The organism is Christiangramia lutea (genome assembly GCF_022489035.1).
Lineage (GTDB): Bacteria > Bacteroidota > Bacteroidia > Flavobacteriales > Flavobacteriaceae > Christiangramia > Christiangramia lutea.
Map to the genome: position 1 here is coordinate 199,939 of NZ_JAKVTV010000003.1, position 13,595 is coordinate 213,533.

Annotated in this window: 14 protein-coding genes; 7 read left to right on the plus strand and 7 right to left on the minus strand. The window is 38.4% G+C overall.

Annotated elements, in window-relative coordinates; genetic code table 11:
- Window positions 1–7 precede the first annotated feature (7 nt).
- On the minus strand, window positions 8–823 hold the full coding sequence (locus ML462_RS10275; protein WP_240713728.1) for a 2,3,4,5-tetrahydropyridine-2,6-dicarboxylate N-succinyltransferase: 816 nt from the start codon (window positions 821–823) through the stop codon (window positions 8–10).
- A gap of 86 nt (window positions 824–909) precedes the next feature.
- On the opposite strand from ML462_RS10275, the gene ruvX reads away from it, so the two are divergent.
- From ruvX to ML462_RS10295, 4 genes are read left to right on the plus strand one after another with little or no spacing between them, the layout of a single operon-like run.
- Complete coding sequence (gene ruvX, locus ML462_RS10280) at window positions 910–1,317, plus strand: Holliday junction resolvase RuvX (protein WP_240713729.1); 408 nt, start codon at window positions 910–912, stop codon at window positions 1,315–1,317.
- A 31-nt stretch (window positions 1,318–1,348) separates the two neighbouring features.
- A complete protein-coding gene (locus ML462_RS10285; protein ID WP_240713730.1) occupies window positions 1,349–1,711 on the plus strand; it encodes a four helix bundle protein in 363 nt (120 codons plus the stop codon).
- A 39-nt stretch (window positions 1,712–1,750) separates the two neighbouring features.
- Window positions 1,751–2,341, plus strand: a complete 591-nt coding sequence (gene def, locus ML462_RS10290; RefSeq protein WP_240713731.1) for a peptide deformylase — start codon at window positions 1,751–1,753, stop codon at window positions 2,339–2,341.
- Window positions 2,342–2,399: 58 nt separating this feature from the next.
- A complete protein-coding gene (locus ML462_RS10295; protein ID WP_240713732.1) occupies window positions 2,400–2,828 on the plus strand; it encodes a DUF5606 family protein in 429 nt (142 codons plus the stop codon).
- A gap of 260 nt (window positions 2,829–3,088) precedes the next feature.
- On the opposite strand, the gene ML462_RS10300 is transcribed toward ML462_RS10295, so the two are convergent.
- Both ML462_RS10300 and smpB read right to left on the minus strand, forming a co-directional pair.
- Entirely contained in the window at window positions 3,089–5,554 is a 2,466-nt protein-coding gene (locus ML462_RS10300; protein ID WP_240713733.1) for a DUF5686 and carboxypeptidase regulatory-like domain-containing protein, read from the minus strand.
- 43 nt (window positions 5,555–5,597) lie between these two features.
- Window positions 5,598–6,053: an SsrA-binding protein SmpB gene (gene smpB / locus ML462_RS10305; RefSeq protein ID WP_240713734.1), complete on the minus strand. Its 456-nt coding sequence runs from the start codon at window positions 6,051–6,053 to the stop codon at window positions 5,598–5,600.
- A gap of 114 nt (window positions 6,054–6,167) precedes the next feature.
- Here smpB and ML462_RS10310 point away from each other — a divergent pair, with 114 nt between their 5' ends.
- Window positions 6,168–6,929, plus strand: coding sequence for a DUF6503 family protein (locus ML462_RS10310; protein WP_240713735.1), 762 nt, complete (start codon window positions 6,168–6,170; stop codon window positions 6,927–6,929).
- Here the strand turns inward: ML462_RS10310 and ML462_RS10315 are convergent.
- The gene (locus tag ML462_RS10315) at window positions 6,926–7,450 is read right to left on the minus strand and encodes a SixA phosphatase family protein (RefSeq protein WP_240713736.1); all 525 of its coding nucleotides are present in this window, start codon (window positions 7,448–7,450) and stop codon (window positions 6,926–6,928) included. The two genes, ML462_RS10310 and ML462_RS10315, sit on opposite strands and share 4 nt — an antisense overlap.
- Window positions 7,451–7,506: 56 nt before the next feature.
- The gene (locus ML462_RS10320) at window positions 7,507–8,607 is read right to left on the minus strand and encodes an esterase-like activity of phytase family protein (protein ID WP_240713737.1); all 1,101 of its coding nucleotides are present in this window, start codon (window positions 8,605–8,607) and stop codon (window positions 7,507–7,509) included.
- Window positions 8,608–8,725: 118 nt separating this feature from the next.
- Here ML462_RS10320 and ML462_RS10325 point away from each other — a divergent pair, with 118 nt between their 5' ends.
- Window positions 8,726–8,911 (plus strand): CsbD family protein, encoded by a 186-nt coding sequence (locus ML462_RS10325; RefSeq protein WP_240713738.1) that lies wholly within the window; start codon window positions 8,726–8,728, stop codon window positions 8,909–8,911.
- Between the two features lie 66 nt (window positions 8,912–8,977).
- On the opposite strand, the gene clpB is transcribed toward ML462_RS10325, so the two are convergent.
- The gene (gene clpB / locus ML462_RS10330; protein WP_240713739.1) at window positions 8,978–11,584 is read right to left on the minus strand and encodes an ATP-dependent chaperone ClpB; all 2,607 of its coding nucleotides are present in this window, start codon (window positions 11,582–11,584) and stop codon (window positions 8,978–8,980) included.
- Between the two features lie 180 nt (window positions 11,585–11,764).
- Between clpB and ytxJ the strand changes: the two genes are divergently transcribed.
- Window positions 11,765–12,163: a bacillithiol system redox-active protein YtxJ gene (gene ytxJ / locus ML462_RS10335; RefSeq protein WP_240713740.1), complete on the plus strand. Its 399-nt coding sequence runs from the start codon at window positions 11,765–11,767 to the stop codon at window positions 12,161–12,163.
- 135 nt (window positions 12,164–12,298) lie between these two features.
- On the opposite strand, the gene fahA is transcribed toward ytxJ, so the two are convergent.
- On the minus strand, window positions 12,299–13,588 hold the full coding sequence (fahA, locus tag ML462_RS10340; protein WP_240713741.1) for a fumarylacetoacetase: 1,290 nt from the start codon (window positions 13,586–13,588) through the stop codon (window positions 12,299–12,301).
- Window positions 13,589–13,595 lie beyond the last annotated feature (7 nt).

A 13,595-nucleotide genomic window follows, 5' to 3' on the forward strand; every position in this document is an offset into this window, starting at 1 on the left:
CTTATTTCTAAACAGCTACGTTATATTCACGCAGGGCATCGTTAAGGGAAGTCTTCTTATTAGTGCTCTCTTTCCTTTTTCCTATGATCAAGGCGCATGGAACCTGGAATTCTCCAGCAGGAAACTTTTTGGTGTAACTGCCAGGGATCACTACCGACCGTGCCGGAACGTATCCTTTAAATTCTTTTGGTTCATCCCCGGTCACATCTATGATCTTTGTTGAACCTGTAAGTACTACATTCGCACCTAGAACAGCTTCTTTTTCAATTCGAATTCCTTCAACCACAATACTTCTGGATCCAAGAAAAGCATTGTCTTCAACGATCACTGGTGCAGCCTGCAAAGGTTCCAAAACACCTCCAATTCCAACTCCGCCACTTAGATGTACATTTTTCCCAATTTGCGCACAACTTCCAACGGTTGCCCAGGTATCTACCATCGTGCCCTCGTCTACATATGCACCAATATTTACATAACTCGGCATCATGATAACGCCCGAAGAAATATAGGCACCATGTCGAGCTACAGCATTAGGTACAACTCGAATTCCTTTTTCCTTATAACCCCTTTTAAGAGGCATTTTATCGTGGTACTCAAATATGCCGGCTTCCAGAGTCTCCATCTTCTGAATAGGGAAGTAAAGCACAACTGCTTTTTTAACCCATTCGTTCACCTGCCAGCCATCAGCAGTAGGTTCTGCGACCCTTAGTTCACCCTTGTCTAAAAGGTCAATTACTTTTTTGATTGTATCTGTTGTATCTGTATCTTGAAGCAGGTCCCTGTTTCCCCAGGCGGCCTCGATTTTCGTTTTTAGCTGATTCATTTTCTAATTTTTTTCAAATATAACAGCTATAAGGCAATATTTATGGACAAACGAATATAAACCTTACCTTTGCCTAAAATTTTGAAATGGCCAGAATTTTAGCCCTGGATTACGGAACAAAAAGAACAGGAATAGCGGTTACCGATGAGCTTAAGATGATCGCTTCTGGTCTTACTACCGTTCAAACGCCAGATCTTATAAAATTTCTTGAAGACTATTTCAATAATGAAAAGGTGGAACGCGTTTTGGTTGGAGAACCAAAGCAGATGGATGATTCGCCTTCACAAAGTGAAGTTCATATTCAGGAATTTTTAAAGGAATTCTCCAAACGTTTTCCGGGAATGCCACTGGAAAGGGTAGATGAGCGATTTACCAGTAAAATGGCTATGCAGAGCATGATAGATGGAGGGCTGAAAAAGAAAAAGAGGCGCGATAAAGCTTTAGTAGATGAAATTAGTGCGACCATCATTTTGCAGACCTGGCTGTATGAATAATTATTTTATAATGGATATTGAATAATAATTCATGAAAAATGATTTAATAGTTCGCTCTAAGAAATTTGCACATGAATGTGTTAAACTGGCATTAGGTCTTCCTAAAAATAAACTTGGAGATCATATTCAAGGTCAGTTAATTAGATCATCGACTTCGGTTGCGGCCAATTACAGGGCAGCGTGCCTTGGACAGTCTAAGAAAGCATTTGTTTCCAAGTTGGGGATTGTGATTGAGGAAGCTGATGAATGTATCTTTTGGATAGAATTTCTTAAAGATGAGAATCTGCGAAGCGATGAAACAACTAATATATTATTAGGTGAAGCTAGAGAACTCACTAGCATATTTATTGCATCTAGAATTACTGCGATTAAAAACATCAACCAGGCGAAATAGATTATAAAATATCAATTATAAAATATTCAATTAAAAGAAATGATTTTACCAATTGTAGCATACGGAGATCCTGTTTTAAAAAAGAAAGCAAAAGAAATAGATAAGGATTATCCAAAACTTGAGGAATTGATCGACAATATGTGGGATACCATGTACAATGCTTATGGTGTTGGACTTGCTGCTCCGCAAATTGGATTGCCTATTAGAATGTTCATGATAGATCCGGCTCCATTTGCCGAGGATGAGGAACTTCCTGAAGATGAAAAAGAGCAGTTAAAAGACCTTAGAAAAGTTTTTATCAATCCGCAGATTATCGAGGAAGAAGGAGAAGAATGGGCTTTTAGCGAAGGATGTTTAAGTATTCCCGAGGTTCGTGAGGATGTTTTTAGAAAGCCAGATATCACAATTGAGTATTATGATGAAAACTGGGAAAAGCATACCGAAAAATACTCAGGTCTCGCGGCAAGAGTAATTCAGCATGAGTATGATCATATCGAGGGGATTCTTTTTACCGATAAGCTTTCCAGTCTCAAAAAGAGATTGATAAAAGGGAAGCTTGCCAGTATTTCCAAGGGTAAGATCAATGTAGAATATAGAATGCGTTTTCCTTTGGCTAAAAAAGCCCGTTAAAGGCTTTGATAATTAATTCTGGCAATTGATATTTGCCAACCTAAATTTAAAAACTACTATGGGATTAGATAAAATTCTTGCTATTTCGGGAAAACCAGGTTTATTCGAGCTTACGGCTCAAACCAGGGGTGGCTTTGTTGCAAAATCTTTACTTGATGGAAAGAAGATCGCTGTGAATATGCGTCATAATGTGAGTATTTTGAGTGAGATCGCAATTTATACATATACCGAGGAGATTCCTCTTGGAGAAGTTTTTCAAAAGATCAAGGAAAAAGAGAATGGCGAGGAAACTATTAGTCACAAATCTTCAAAGAAAGAACTTGAGAACTATTTTTCTGAAGTACTACCAGATTATGACGAAGACAGGGTGTATGCCAGCGATATGAAAAAGATCTTCCAGTGGTACAACATTTTGATCAAGAATGGCTTTTCAGATTTTTCTAAAGAAGATGAAAAAGTTGAAGAAGGAAGTAGCGAAGAGGAATAGATTCTAATTCGTTCCATTATAGATGAAAGCTGAAATTTTAAAATTTCAGCTTTTTTTGTTTTTTTATAATACCTCTGAATTAGATTTAGAATTCTTAAAATAAGATGCTGAAATCAGTTCAGCATGATGATGGTTTCTTTTACTTCCCATCACCCTGGACTTGTTTCAGGGTCTAAAGTAATCTCGACCAACATTAGAGATCTCTAATTTTGTAGATTTCTCAGTTATTGCACTTCTTCGAAATGACATAAGATTTGAAATTAAAACTTCAGCCCGAAAATAAAGGCACCATCTCTTCTTCCTCCAAAATCTGAAACAACGTAATCCAGTCTTAGGAACCTGTATTTTCCGAAGCCGAGGTTATCTATCCCCACAGAATATTCTGAATAAGGATTCCTGTCTGCCGTGGTTAAGCGATGTGCTCCCAGGATCAGGTTAAAATTAAGCTTATTAATAAGCGGTAATTTCCCCAGAGCCCAGCCCTGGAAATCGTGCTCAGCATGAAATTCAGCATAATTCTTATTGGTGCTGAATTCATAATAGGGCATTAGATTGAACTTGCCTACATAACTCCCAAAACCTATCCTGGTCTGGTTTCCGTCAAAATGCCGGTAATCTACAAGGCTAATATCATCGGCGTTGGAAAATATTCCTCCGTTGATGAGGTATTTTAGTTCTCCTTTATTTCCAAATTTAAGGGTCTGACTAACTTCCGCTTTAAACTGATCGTAATTGTATTTCCGTTCGCTACCGCCAAAACCTTTTTCCCAACCTAGCTTCAAATTTGGATATTTTGGATCTTCAATATTATATTTTCCATTTGGATAGGTCATATATTTCTGGCCAAAGGAAATATCAGCGATAAAATTCAATTTAAACAATGAATGTTCCTCGAAGGGCTTACTCCCCAAATTATCAGGTTCAAGTGGGTTATTGGAAGTGTAGTTTCTTTCATCCCAATTAATGAAAACATGATCTGTATTATTCACTAGAGCCTGCCGGTTCTCCCAGCTTATTTCATTGAATAGACGGACTCCATTAGTTATCTCCTGGGCATAAGCGGCTCCTATAAAACTTTTCTCATACAGCTTTAAATAGTTTCTTTCAAAGAAGATCGTTGTTGCATTGTTCAATAATCGGGAAATAGGCTCTCTATGGTTGATTTGTTCCGTAGAAACACCGCCCTCAATTCTTAGATAAGGTTTTGAGTAATTATTGAATTTTTTTTCAAATCTCCCGTTGATTCTGAACCTATCTTCGCTGAGGCCATAGCTGAGATTGGAAGAGATCTTCCAGTAATTCTCCTGGTCTTCACCCTGTCTCTGAGTATAACCAATGTCAATATTCGTATTCCAGCCCTGTACCGTATTAAAGGCAACACCAGTGATAGGAGCACCAATACTGAAATATTTGTTCTCCCAGGAATTTGCATAACTATATCCAAAAAATATATCGGTAAAACTGAACTTATTATTCACTGCATCAACAGAATCCTTGTACTTTTTACTGTCTCTAATTACCTGGATGCTATCCTTTTTTACATAATCTTCGATTTCTTCTGTAGTTAGAGGTACCGGTCTTTTTTCTTCCCAGTATACCGAATCTTTTTTATTGGCAAGTTCCTGAAAACTCAGGATCTCCCTGCCGAAACTTTCATCGTCAAAATCTGGCTTGAAATTATAATCGCTGTAAACGGCAGTAAATCTCCCGTCGCCTCCAAAACCAAAGATCTTAAAGCTGAAATCCACGCTCTGCGATATTTGAATATAAAGACCATTCTCTTTAGAATACTTATAATTCTGCCTGAAGACAAGTTCTTCAATTGGTGGTACCTGGATAGCCTGTCCGGTAGCGGTTAATTCAACTCCGTAAATCTGCCACAGGTCTTCAACAATATAAATAAAACCGGTAAAAATTCGGTCGTTCTTCCTTTTAGGTATCACCCTGATTTTATTGATCAGATTTCCTCGGTCGTCGAAGAAAGTTCCCTCGAGCTTATACCGATAGTAATTGAAGCCATATTCGGCAATTGGAGAAACCATTTCGCTGTTTATTTCCAGCGTGTTTTCATAAAATGAAAAATATGCCTCCTGGGCAGAATTCAGGCTGAAACCATTATCATCACCACTTACTTTTGAAGCGATGATCTTTTCATTGAAATCGTCAGGTTTTTGAAAGGCGATTTTCGAAATGGTTTCGCTGAGGTAAACAATTCCGCTTCTGGTGGAATCCAGACCTCCTCCAAGGTCACCAACGTCCTGACCTAAAATTTTCTCTGGAGCGTTCTTAATACGCCATAAACCTCTGGAATAAAAATCGGCGGTGAAAGATTCCAGTTTCGCTGAATTAATCTTTCTTTGATCAATCGCATTTCTAATGATCCTGATTGCCGGGTCTTCTCCGCTTTGTACGGTTACTTCGTCCAGGCTGGTACTTTCAGCATTTAACATCACATCGATCTTGATCGGGAAGCTGTTTGCTTCCACATTCCTTTTAATGGTTTTATACCCCAGGAATTGATAAACCAGACTGTAGTTTCCGGGATTATCGATTTTAAGCTCGTAAACACCATCTTCATTAGTGGTAGTGCCTTTTGAACCAGATTCCGTATAAATATTTACATAGGGTAGTGGCTGGCCATTTTCGTCCTTAACCGTCCCGGTAATTTGTGCATACATCTGGGGAATTGTAAACATGAACAATAACCCCAATAGCTTTTTCAGCATTTGAAAGATTTTCGGTTGAAAGAAGAACGAAGAAATTCAGAAATTATTTGTATTCTTTCTGAATTCGGTCTAAACGACGTTTATTTTCCCTGTCTTTGATCGTTTCTCTCTTGTCATATAATTTTTTACCCTTGGCGAGGGCGATCTGCAATTTTGCCAAACCACGGTCATTGATAAATAATCGAAGAGGAATGATCGTTAATCCAGAATTGGTCACTTCTTTTTCAAGTTTTCTTAATTCCCTTCGTTGTAATAACAATTTCCTTTCACTTTTTGGATTATGATTAAAATGCGTGGCATGGGAATATTCCTCAACATGCATATTTATCACAAAAAGTTCATGATTATTGAATTCACAAAAACTTTCAGCAATATTGGCCTTGCCCTCTCTAATGGCTTTTATCTCGGTTCCGGCAAGTTTTATACCTGCGGTATACTTATCCAGAAACTCATAATTGAACTTAGCCTTTCGGTTTTTAATGTTGATAGAATTCTTCATATTGCAACAAAAATACAAGCTTTAAGCTAAATTCATGCTAAAGCCAATTTAAATTTCCCGGCGACTGCTTCCTGAACAAAAATTTTTATTTTTGCAGCTTTCAAATTACCCGTTATGAAATACATTCATTTGCTGCTTTTATTAGGTCTTCTTACTTCTTGCGCTAACAATAATGAGGAACTTTCGGTAAGCCAGATCGTAGATAAAGCCATCAAGAATGCCGGAGGTGAAAGGTATGAAAATGCCGAAATTGATTTTGTTTTTAGGAATATCAAGTATAAAAGTATCAGGAACGGTGGAGAGTACCAGCTTGAAAGGAAACTGCAAGATTCACTGGGTAATGAGGTTCATGATATTCTGAATAACGAAGGTTTTAAGCGCCTGATGAATGATAGTTTGGTTAAGGTGTCAGATTCAATGAAAGTGGTGTATGGTAATTCAGTGAATTCAGTCCATTATTTCGCTCAGTTGCCGTTTGGATTGAATGATTCTGCAGTGAACAAGCAACTTATTGGAAAAGACAGTATAGCCGGTAGGGAATATTATGAAGTTAAGGTGACTTTTTCTGAAAATGGAGGAGGAACCGATCATGAAGATGAATACATGTACTGGATCGATACGCAGAATTTCGAGGTGGATTATCTCGCCTATAATTTTGAAGAAAACGACGGTGGAGTTAGATTCAGAAAGGCTTTTAATCACCGTATCATTGAAGGGATAAGATTTGTAGATTACGAAAATTACAAATATGAAGACATCTATATTCCATTAAAATCCCTGGATAGTCTTTATGAAAAGCGGGAGTTGGACTTGTTGTCTTTGATAGAAACAAAAAGTGTAAATGTAGAATTGACCCCGAAGAAAGACAGGTCTTAATTGATATAAAGAACCTGGCTTTGGGTAGATCCGTCGGCGAAAACCTGAACTATAAAAAGCGCTCCGTTTTCTGAATCATCGATATCTTCATACTTCTTTTCTGCCAGGATCGCATTGGCGAACTGGGGAGTCGTATTGCTATGACCGACTACTAGAACGGTTTTTCCAGCGGTAGTTTTTTCGAAGTTTTCGTCAAAAAGATTGTTCGCATCATATTTAATGATCTCCAGTTTATTTGCGTCTGCAGTAGGTTTTGCGGTTTGCATGGTTCGATTGTAGTCCGTACTGTAAACGGCATCAAAATCGATATTCTTTAAAACTTCTGCCCAATTCTGCGCCCTTTCCATCCCTTTTTTAGTTAGGTCTGGATTTCTGTTGGATCTATCACTACGATCCTTTTCCGCGTGGCGAATCAAGTAATAAGTCGATACCAGTTCTTGCTGGATTTCCATGTTTAATTCTTCCGAAGGATTGTTGACTCCTAAAATTAAGGAAAAGAAGATAGTGATGATGCCTGCCATGATTTGTTATTTAGATTTCGAAAGGTTTGACGTTCAGGAAACAGGTTTGTTACAATTTATAAATTCTTAAAATCAATTTCCATGAGTATGAATTGATTGATCTGTTTGGCGAAGCTGTTAAAGTTATTATCTGAAACCAGCAACAGGGAATTTTTACCATTTTCCAGTTTAGGCCCCAGGCACATTCCCTCGATATTATCGATGATGCGATCGGATAACTGATCCCTCACAGATTTAAAGTTATAGATTAGTTTTTTTTCAGCAACTTCATATTCTTCGCCTTTTAATCTATCTATTCCCAAAGTATTGCTAGCCTGATTTGAATCTACCTGGAAGATCTTTACCGTATTTCCGCGGGATCCGTATCCGGCTGAATAAGACCTTTCCAGAACCAGGAATTTATTTTCGGCATATTCCAGTATCTCGGTAACTCCATTTACAGCAAAGTAATTGATGGGAAGTTTAGCGATCCCATCCAGCTGGTATGAAAACTGACTTACGGCCTCACCACTTTTTTTATCGAATTTTGTGATCCTTATATGAGACCTGGATGGAAATATTTTAGGTTTAGAGGCATCTTTTTCAAGGGGTAATTCAGTAGCAACCCAATATCCTGTTTCATCATAACTTTCGGAAATTCCTTCAAAAACCCCGTTGTTTCTTGGCTGCTGTTCGTTTCCAGCTTTAAAATATACTGGAATGGAGTAGGATTCTTCGATATGCCCGAGGTTGGAAAGCTTGAAAATGCCCGGATCTTTACCGTCATCGATTTTACCTTCACTAACTACAAAGAACTCTTCCTTGTCTTCGTCAAAACTTAAGGCTTCCAGGTCTAAAAATTCATCAGAGTGTAATTTGTTCTTTTTAACAGTGATTAATTGCTTTACCTGAATTTTCTCAATCTTATCCCTCTTGATTTCGATCGAGGCACGGTAAATTCTGGGATTTGCTGCATCGTCACATATTAGGAAATATTTGCCATTTTTATAATCTATACCCGATAAGCCACCAACCACGGTGTTGTCTAATTCTGTATTCGGAGGCAGCACATATTCATCCAAGAACTTCAGTGAAATATCCTCATTTTCAATTTTACGAGTTACTGCGCAGCTACTAAAGAGAAAAGCTAAACAACACAGAATAAATAAATTTCTCATGTGAATTTTTTTGGATTCAAAAATAACAAATGTTTAAGACAAAAATGGGAGTTTTTTGGGAGGTCTAACCGTGGTATAAAGGTACTTTTAATGAATTAACAACTTAAATCAAAATGTTATGAATGAAGATCAGATTGAAGGAAAATGGAAACAGATTCGCGGAGAGTTCAAGCAGAAATATGGAAAACTCACCGATGATGATGTAACCTATTCTGAAGGGAAGTTTGATGAGATGCTAGGTCGCATGCAAGAGAAGACTGGTAAGTCTAAAGAAGAATTGAAGAAAGAAATCGATCGCTGGTAGCATTCGATCTAAATCAATAAAAGGCGGTAGATTAATCTACCGCCTTTTTTATTTCAATTATTTATTTTAATCGTTTTGAGCAAGTTGCTCCTGGTTTCTAAAAACAAGCTCTTCATTGAACTCATCCAGTAAAATAATACTATCTGTATGAATTTTACCGGCAAGGATCTCTTTAGATAGTTTGTTTAGAACTTCTCTCTGCACAACCCTTTTTACCGGCCTGGCTCCAAATTGTGGGTCAAATCCTTTTGCTGCCAGGTAATCTATGGCTTCTTCAGTAGCATCCAGCACAATATTTTGTTTAGAAAGCATTTTCTTAACGCCTTTCAATTGCAGACCTACGATCTCTTTGATATCCTTTTGAGTAAGCGGACTGAACATTACGATATCATCTATCCTGTTAATGAATTCAGGTCTCACGCTCTGTTTTAATAAACCAAGAACTTCCGATTTGGCGGCTTCCATAGCCGAATCAAGATCTTTGATATTTTCAAATTTTTCCTGGATAATATGGCTTCCCATATTCGAGGTCATGATAATGATCGTATTCTTGAAATCTGCCAGTCGGCCTTTATTATCTGTAAGTCTACCTTCGTCCAGAACCTGAAGAAGTATATTAAAAGTATCAGGATGTGCTTTTTCGATCTCATCAAGAAGCACTACAGAGTAAGGTTTTCTTCTTACAGCTTCGGTTAACTGGCCTCCTTCATCATATCCAACATATCCCGGAGGTGCACCTACCAGTCTGCTTACCGAATGTCTTTCCTGATATTCACTCATATCGATTCTGGTCATTGCAGATTCATCATCGAATAGATATTCCGCAAGAGCTTTTGCTAATTCCGTCTTACCAACCCCGGTGGTACCAAGGAACAGGAATGAACCAATTGGTCTTTTCTGGTCCTGTAATCCTGCGCGACTTCTTCGAACAGCATCACTAACCGCTATTATCGCTTCATCCTGGCCAACAACACGTTTGTGTAATTCCTCTTCAAGTTTCAGCAATTTTTCACGATCACTCTGCAACATTTTGGTCACAGGAATTCCGGTCCATTTAGCAACAACTTCGGCTATATCTTCATTAGTTACTTCTTCCTGGATCAATGATTTCTCATTTTGATTTTCAGCTACCTTTTCCTGTAAGTTTTCAAGTCTTTCCTGAGCTTCCTTGATCTTACCATACCTTATCTCGGCAACCTTTCCATAATCACCTTCGCGCTCTGCTTTTTCAGCTTCAAGTTTGTATTCTTCAATTTCAGATTTTGCGGTCTGGATGTTATCTACGATCTCTTTTTCGCTCATCCAGCGGGCATGAAGATCGTTGCGTTCTTCTTTCAGGTTCGCCAGATCAGCTCGAAGGGCTTTTAATTTTGCCTCGTCTTTTTCCCTTTTAATTGCCTCAATTTCGATCTCTAGCTGCATGATCTTACGGTCCAGAACATCAAGTTCTTCCGGTTTGGAGTTAATCTCCATTCTTAATTTTGAAGCAGCCTCATCCATCAGGTCTATTGCCTTATCTGGAAGAAACCTGTTGGTAATGTATCTTTGAGATAATTCAACAGCAGCGATGATAGCTTCATCCTTGATCCTTACCTTATGGTGAGTTTCATACTTTTCCTTGATTCCACGAAGAATGGAAATGGCACTTTCAGTATCTGGCTCCTCAACCGTAACTTTCTGAAAACGACGTTCCAGAGCCTTATCTTTTTCAAAGTATTTCTGATACTCATCCAGAGTAGTTGCTCCAATTGCTCTCAACTCTCCACGAGCTAAGGCGGGTTTAAGGATGTTCGCCGCGTCCATTGCTCCCTGGCCACCACCGGCTCCAACCAGCGTGTGAATCTCATCGATAAATAGAACAATATTTCCGTCACTGGAAGTTACCTCCTTGATAACCGATTTTAATCTTTCCTCGAACTCACCTTTATATTTTGCACCGGCGATCAAGGCACCCATATCCAGAGAATAAATTCTTTTATCCTTAAGGTTTTCGGGTACGTCCCCATCTACTATTCTATGAGCAAGACCTTCTGCGATCGCTGTTTTACCCGTTCCCGGTTCACCAACCAGCATTGGGTTGTTCTTTGTTCTACGAGATAAGATCTGAAGTATTCTTCTTATCTCTTCGTCCCGACCAATCACCGGATCCAGTTTGCCTTCCTCCGCAAGCTGATTTAGATTACGGGCATATTTATCGAGCGAATTATAAGTGTCTTCTGCACTCTGTGAAGTTACCCGGTCTCCCTGACGTAATTCATCAATCGCTGCTTTCAATCCTTTCTCAGTGGCTCCCTGATCTTTCAAGATCTGGGCAACTTTGCTGGAAGATTTAAAAATTGCCAGAATTAGATGTTCAATTGAAACATATTCATCATCCATTTTCTTGGCGATGGAAGAAGCTTCATTTACAGTTTTACTGGCCTCCCTGGATAGCATGATATCTCCTCCGCTGACTTTCGGAAAGCTTTCCAAACTTTTATCGAGAATCTGTGTAAACAGATTTACGTTGATATTCAGCTTTTTCAACAGGAATGGAGTTACATTTTCGTCTACCATGGTAATGGCTTTGAAAATATGTTCGTTCTCTATCTGCTGATGGCCCATTTCCTGAGCAAGCTGCTGGGCTTGCTGGATAGCCTCTTGTGATTTTATGGTAAAATTATTAAAGTTCATCTGTATTGTTTTTTGAAATTCATATGGCAATACATATACCATTCAAAATAAATGTCAAAATGACGTGTATTATTAAAAAATAAACGACAAAACGACAGTTTGGTTGAATAGTATTAAAAATTCGTGGATATTTTTGGCCTATTAAATTTACTTAGTTTTATTTTCGCGGAAAAGAATGTTATGGGATTATTTGATAAAATTTTCAATTCTGAAAAGAAGGAAACTTCTGAAAATAAAAGTAGTACGCCTTGGATAGATTTAAATTCGATGGAACAAATAGATGAAATCGAAAAAGCTTCGGAAGAGAAGACCGTGGCGATCTTAAAACATTCCACTCGTTGTGGGATTAGCAGGATGGTGTTAAGAATGTTCGAATCAGATTATGATCTGGATGAAAGCACACCCATAAAATTATATTTTCTTGATCTAATTAGTCACAGAGATATTTCTAATGAGATCGCAGAGCGTTTTAAGGTAAGACATGAAAGTCCGCAGCTAATTGTTCTTAAGAACAGGGAAGTGGTTCATCACTCTTCTCACCAGGGAATTTCTGCAGATAAATTGAAAGAATTAGTATAGAATTGAAACAGAAATATCCTGAAACAAGTTCAGGATGACAAGAAAGCAATTGAAATACGTCAAGCTGAACTTGTTTCAGCTTCTAAATAAAAAAGCCCCGCAAAATGCGAGGCTTTTTTTATAGTTCCTGTGAACTTATTTTTTCTTCGGTTGGTATACCGGAAGTAATTTTGATCTCACTTCACCAAACCCAATTCGAGAATTTCCATTCTGGCAGAATCCTTTCATGATAACGGTGTCATTATCTTCAATAAATTTTCTTTCTGAACCGTCATTCAATTTAATAGGCTTGCTACCACTCCAGGTAAGTTCCAGCATAGACCCGAAAGAATCTTCAGAAGAACCTGAAATAGTTCCCGAAGCCATCATATCTCCTGAATTAACAGGGCAACCATTAACGGTATGGTGAGCCAGTTGCTGACTCATGTTCCAGTAAAGATATTTAAAATTCGATTTTGAGAGTGACTGTTCTTCGCCTCCTTCAGGCTGTAGGAATACTTCCAGATTAATATCGAAGCTTTTTTCGCCCGAATACTTCAAATAGGGAAGTAATTCTTTTTCAGGTTTTGGGCTGGCAGTTCTAAATGGTTCCAGTGCATCCATGGTGACGATCCAAGGAGAAATTGAAGATGCGAAGTTCTTAGCAAGGAATGGCCCTAATGGTACATATTCCCATTTCTGGATATCTCTCGCACTCCAGTCATTGAAAAGAACCATTCCGAAGATGTAATCTTCGGCTTCGTCAACCGGTATAGGCTCTCCAAGATGATTCGCATCTGTAGTGATAAAAGCCATTTCCAATTCGAAATCTACTCTTTGAGATGGCCCAAAAACGGGAGCATCAGAATCTGCTGGTTTAGTTTGTCCCTGAGGGCGGTGAACCGGAATTCCCGAAGGAATTATTGAAGAACTTCTTCCGTGGTATCCAACCGGGATATGCAACCAGTTAGGCAGTAATGCGTTATCTGGATCACGGAACATGGTTCCAATGTTGGTAGCATGTTCTTTAGAAGAATAGAAATCGGTGTAATCTCCAACCTGAACCGGCATTTGCATTTCGATCTCGTCTAGAGTGAAAAGTACTGTGTTTCTATGTTTCTGATTATCCTTTAATTTTGAATTATTGGCATCGAAAATATCTGCAATACGATTTCTAACCAGTCTCCAGGTCTTCTTTCCGTCTGAGATAAAATCGTTTAAAGTATCCTGTAAAAATATATCGTCAGTTAGTGGGATCCCTTCAAAATAGCCTAATTGGTGCAATGCTCCAAGGTCGATCGCGTAATCCCCAATTCTGGTACCAATAGTGATCACATCATCACGAGTAAGGAATACTCCAAATGGAATATTTTGTATAGGGAAATCGGTGTCGCCGGGGATATCCAACCAGGTTTTTCTATTTGGATCGTTAGCGGTAATTGACATAAAAAGT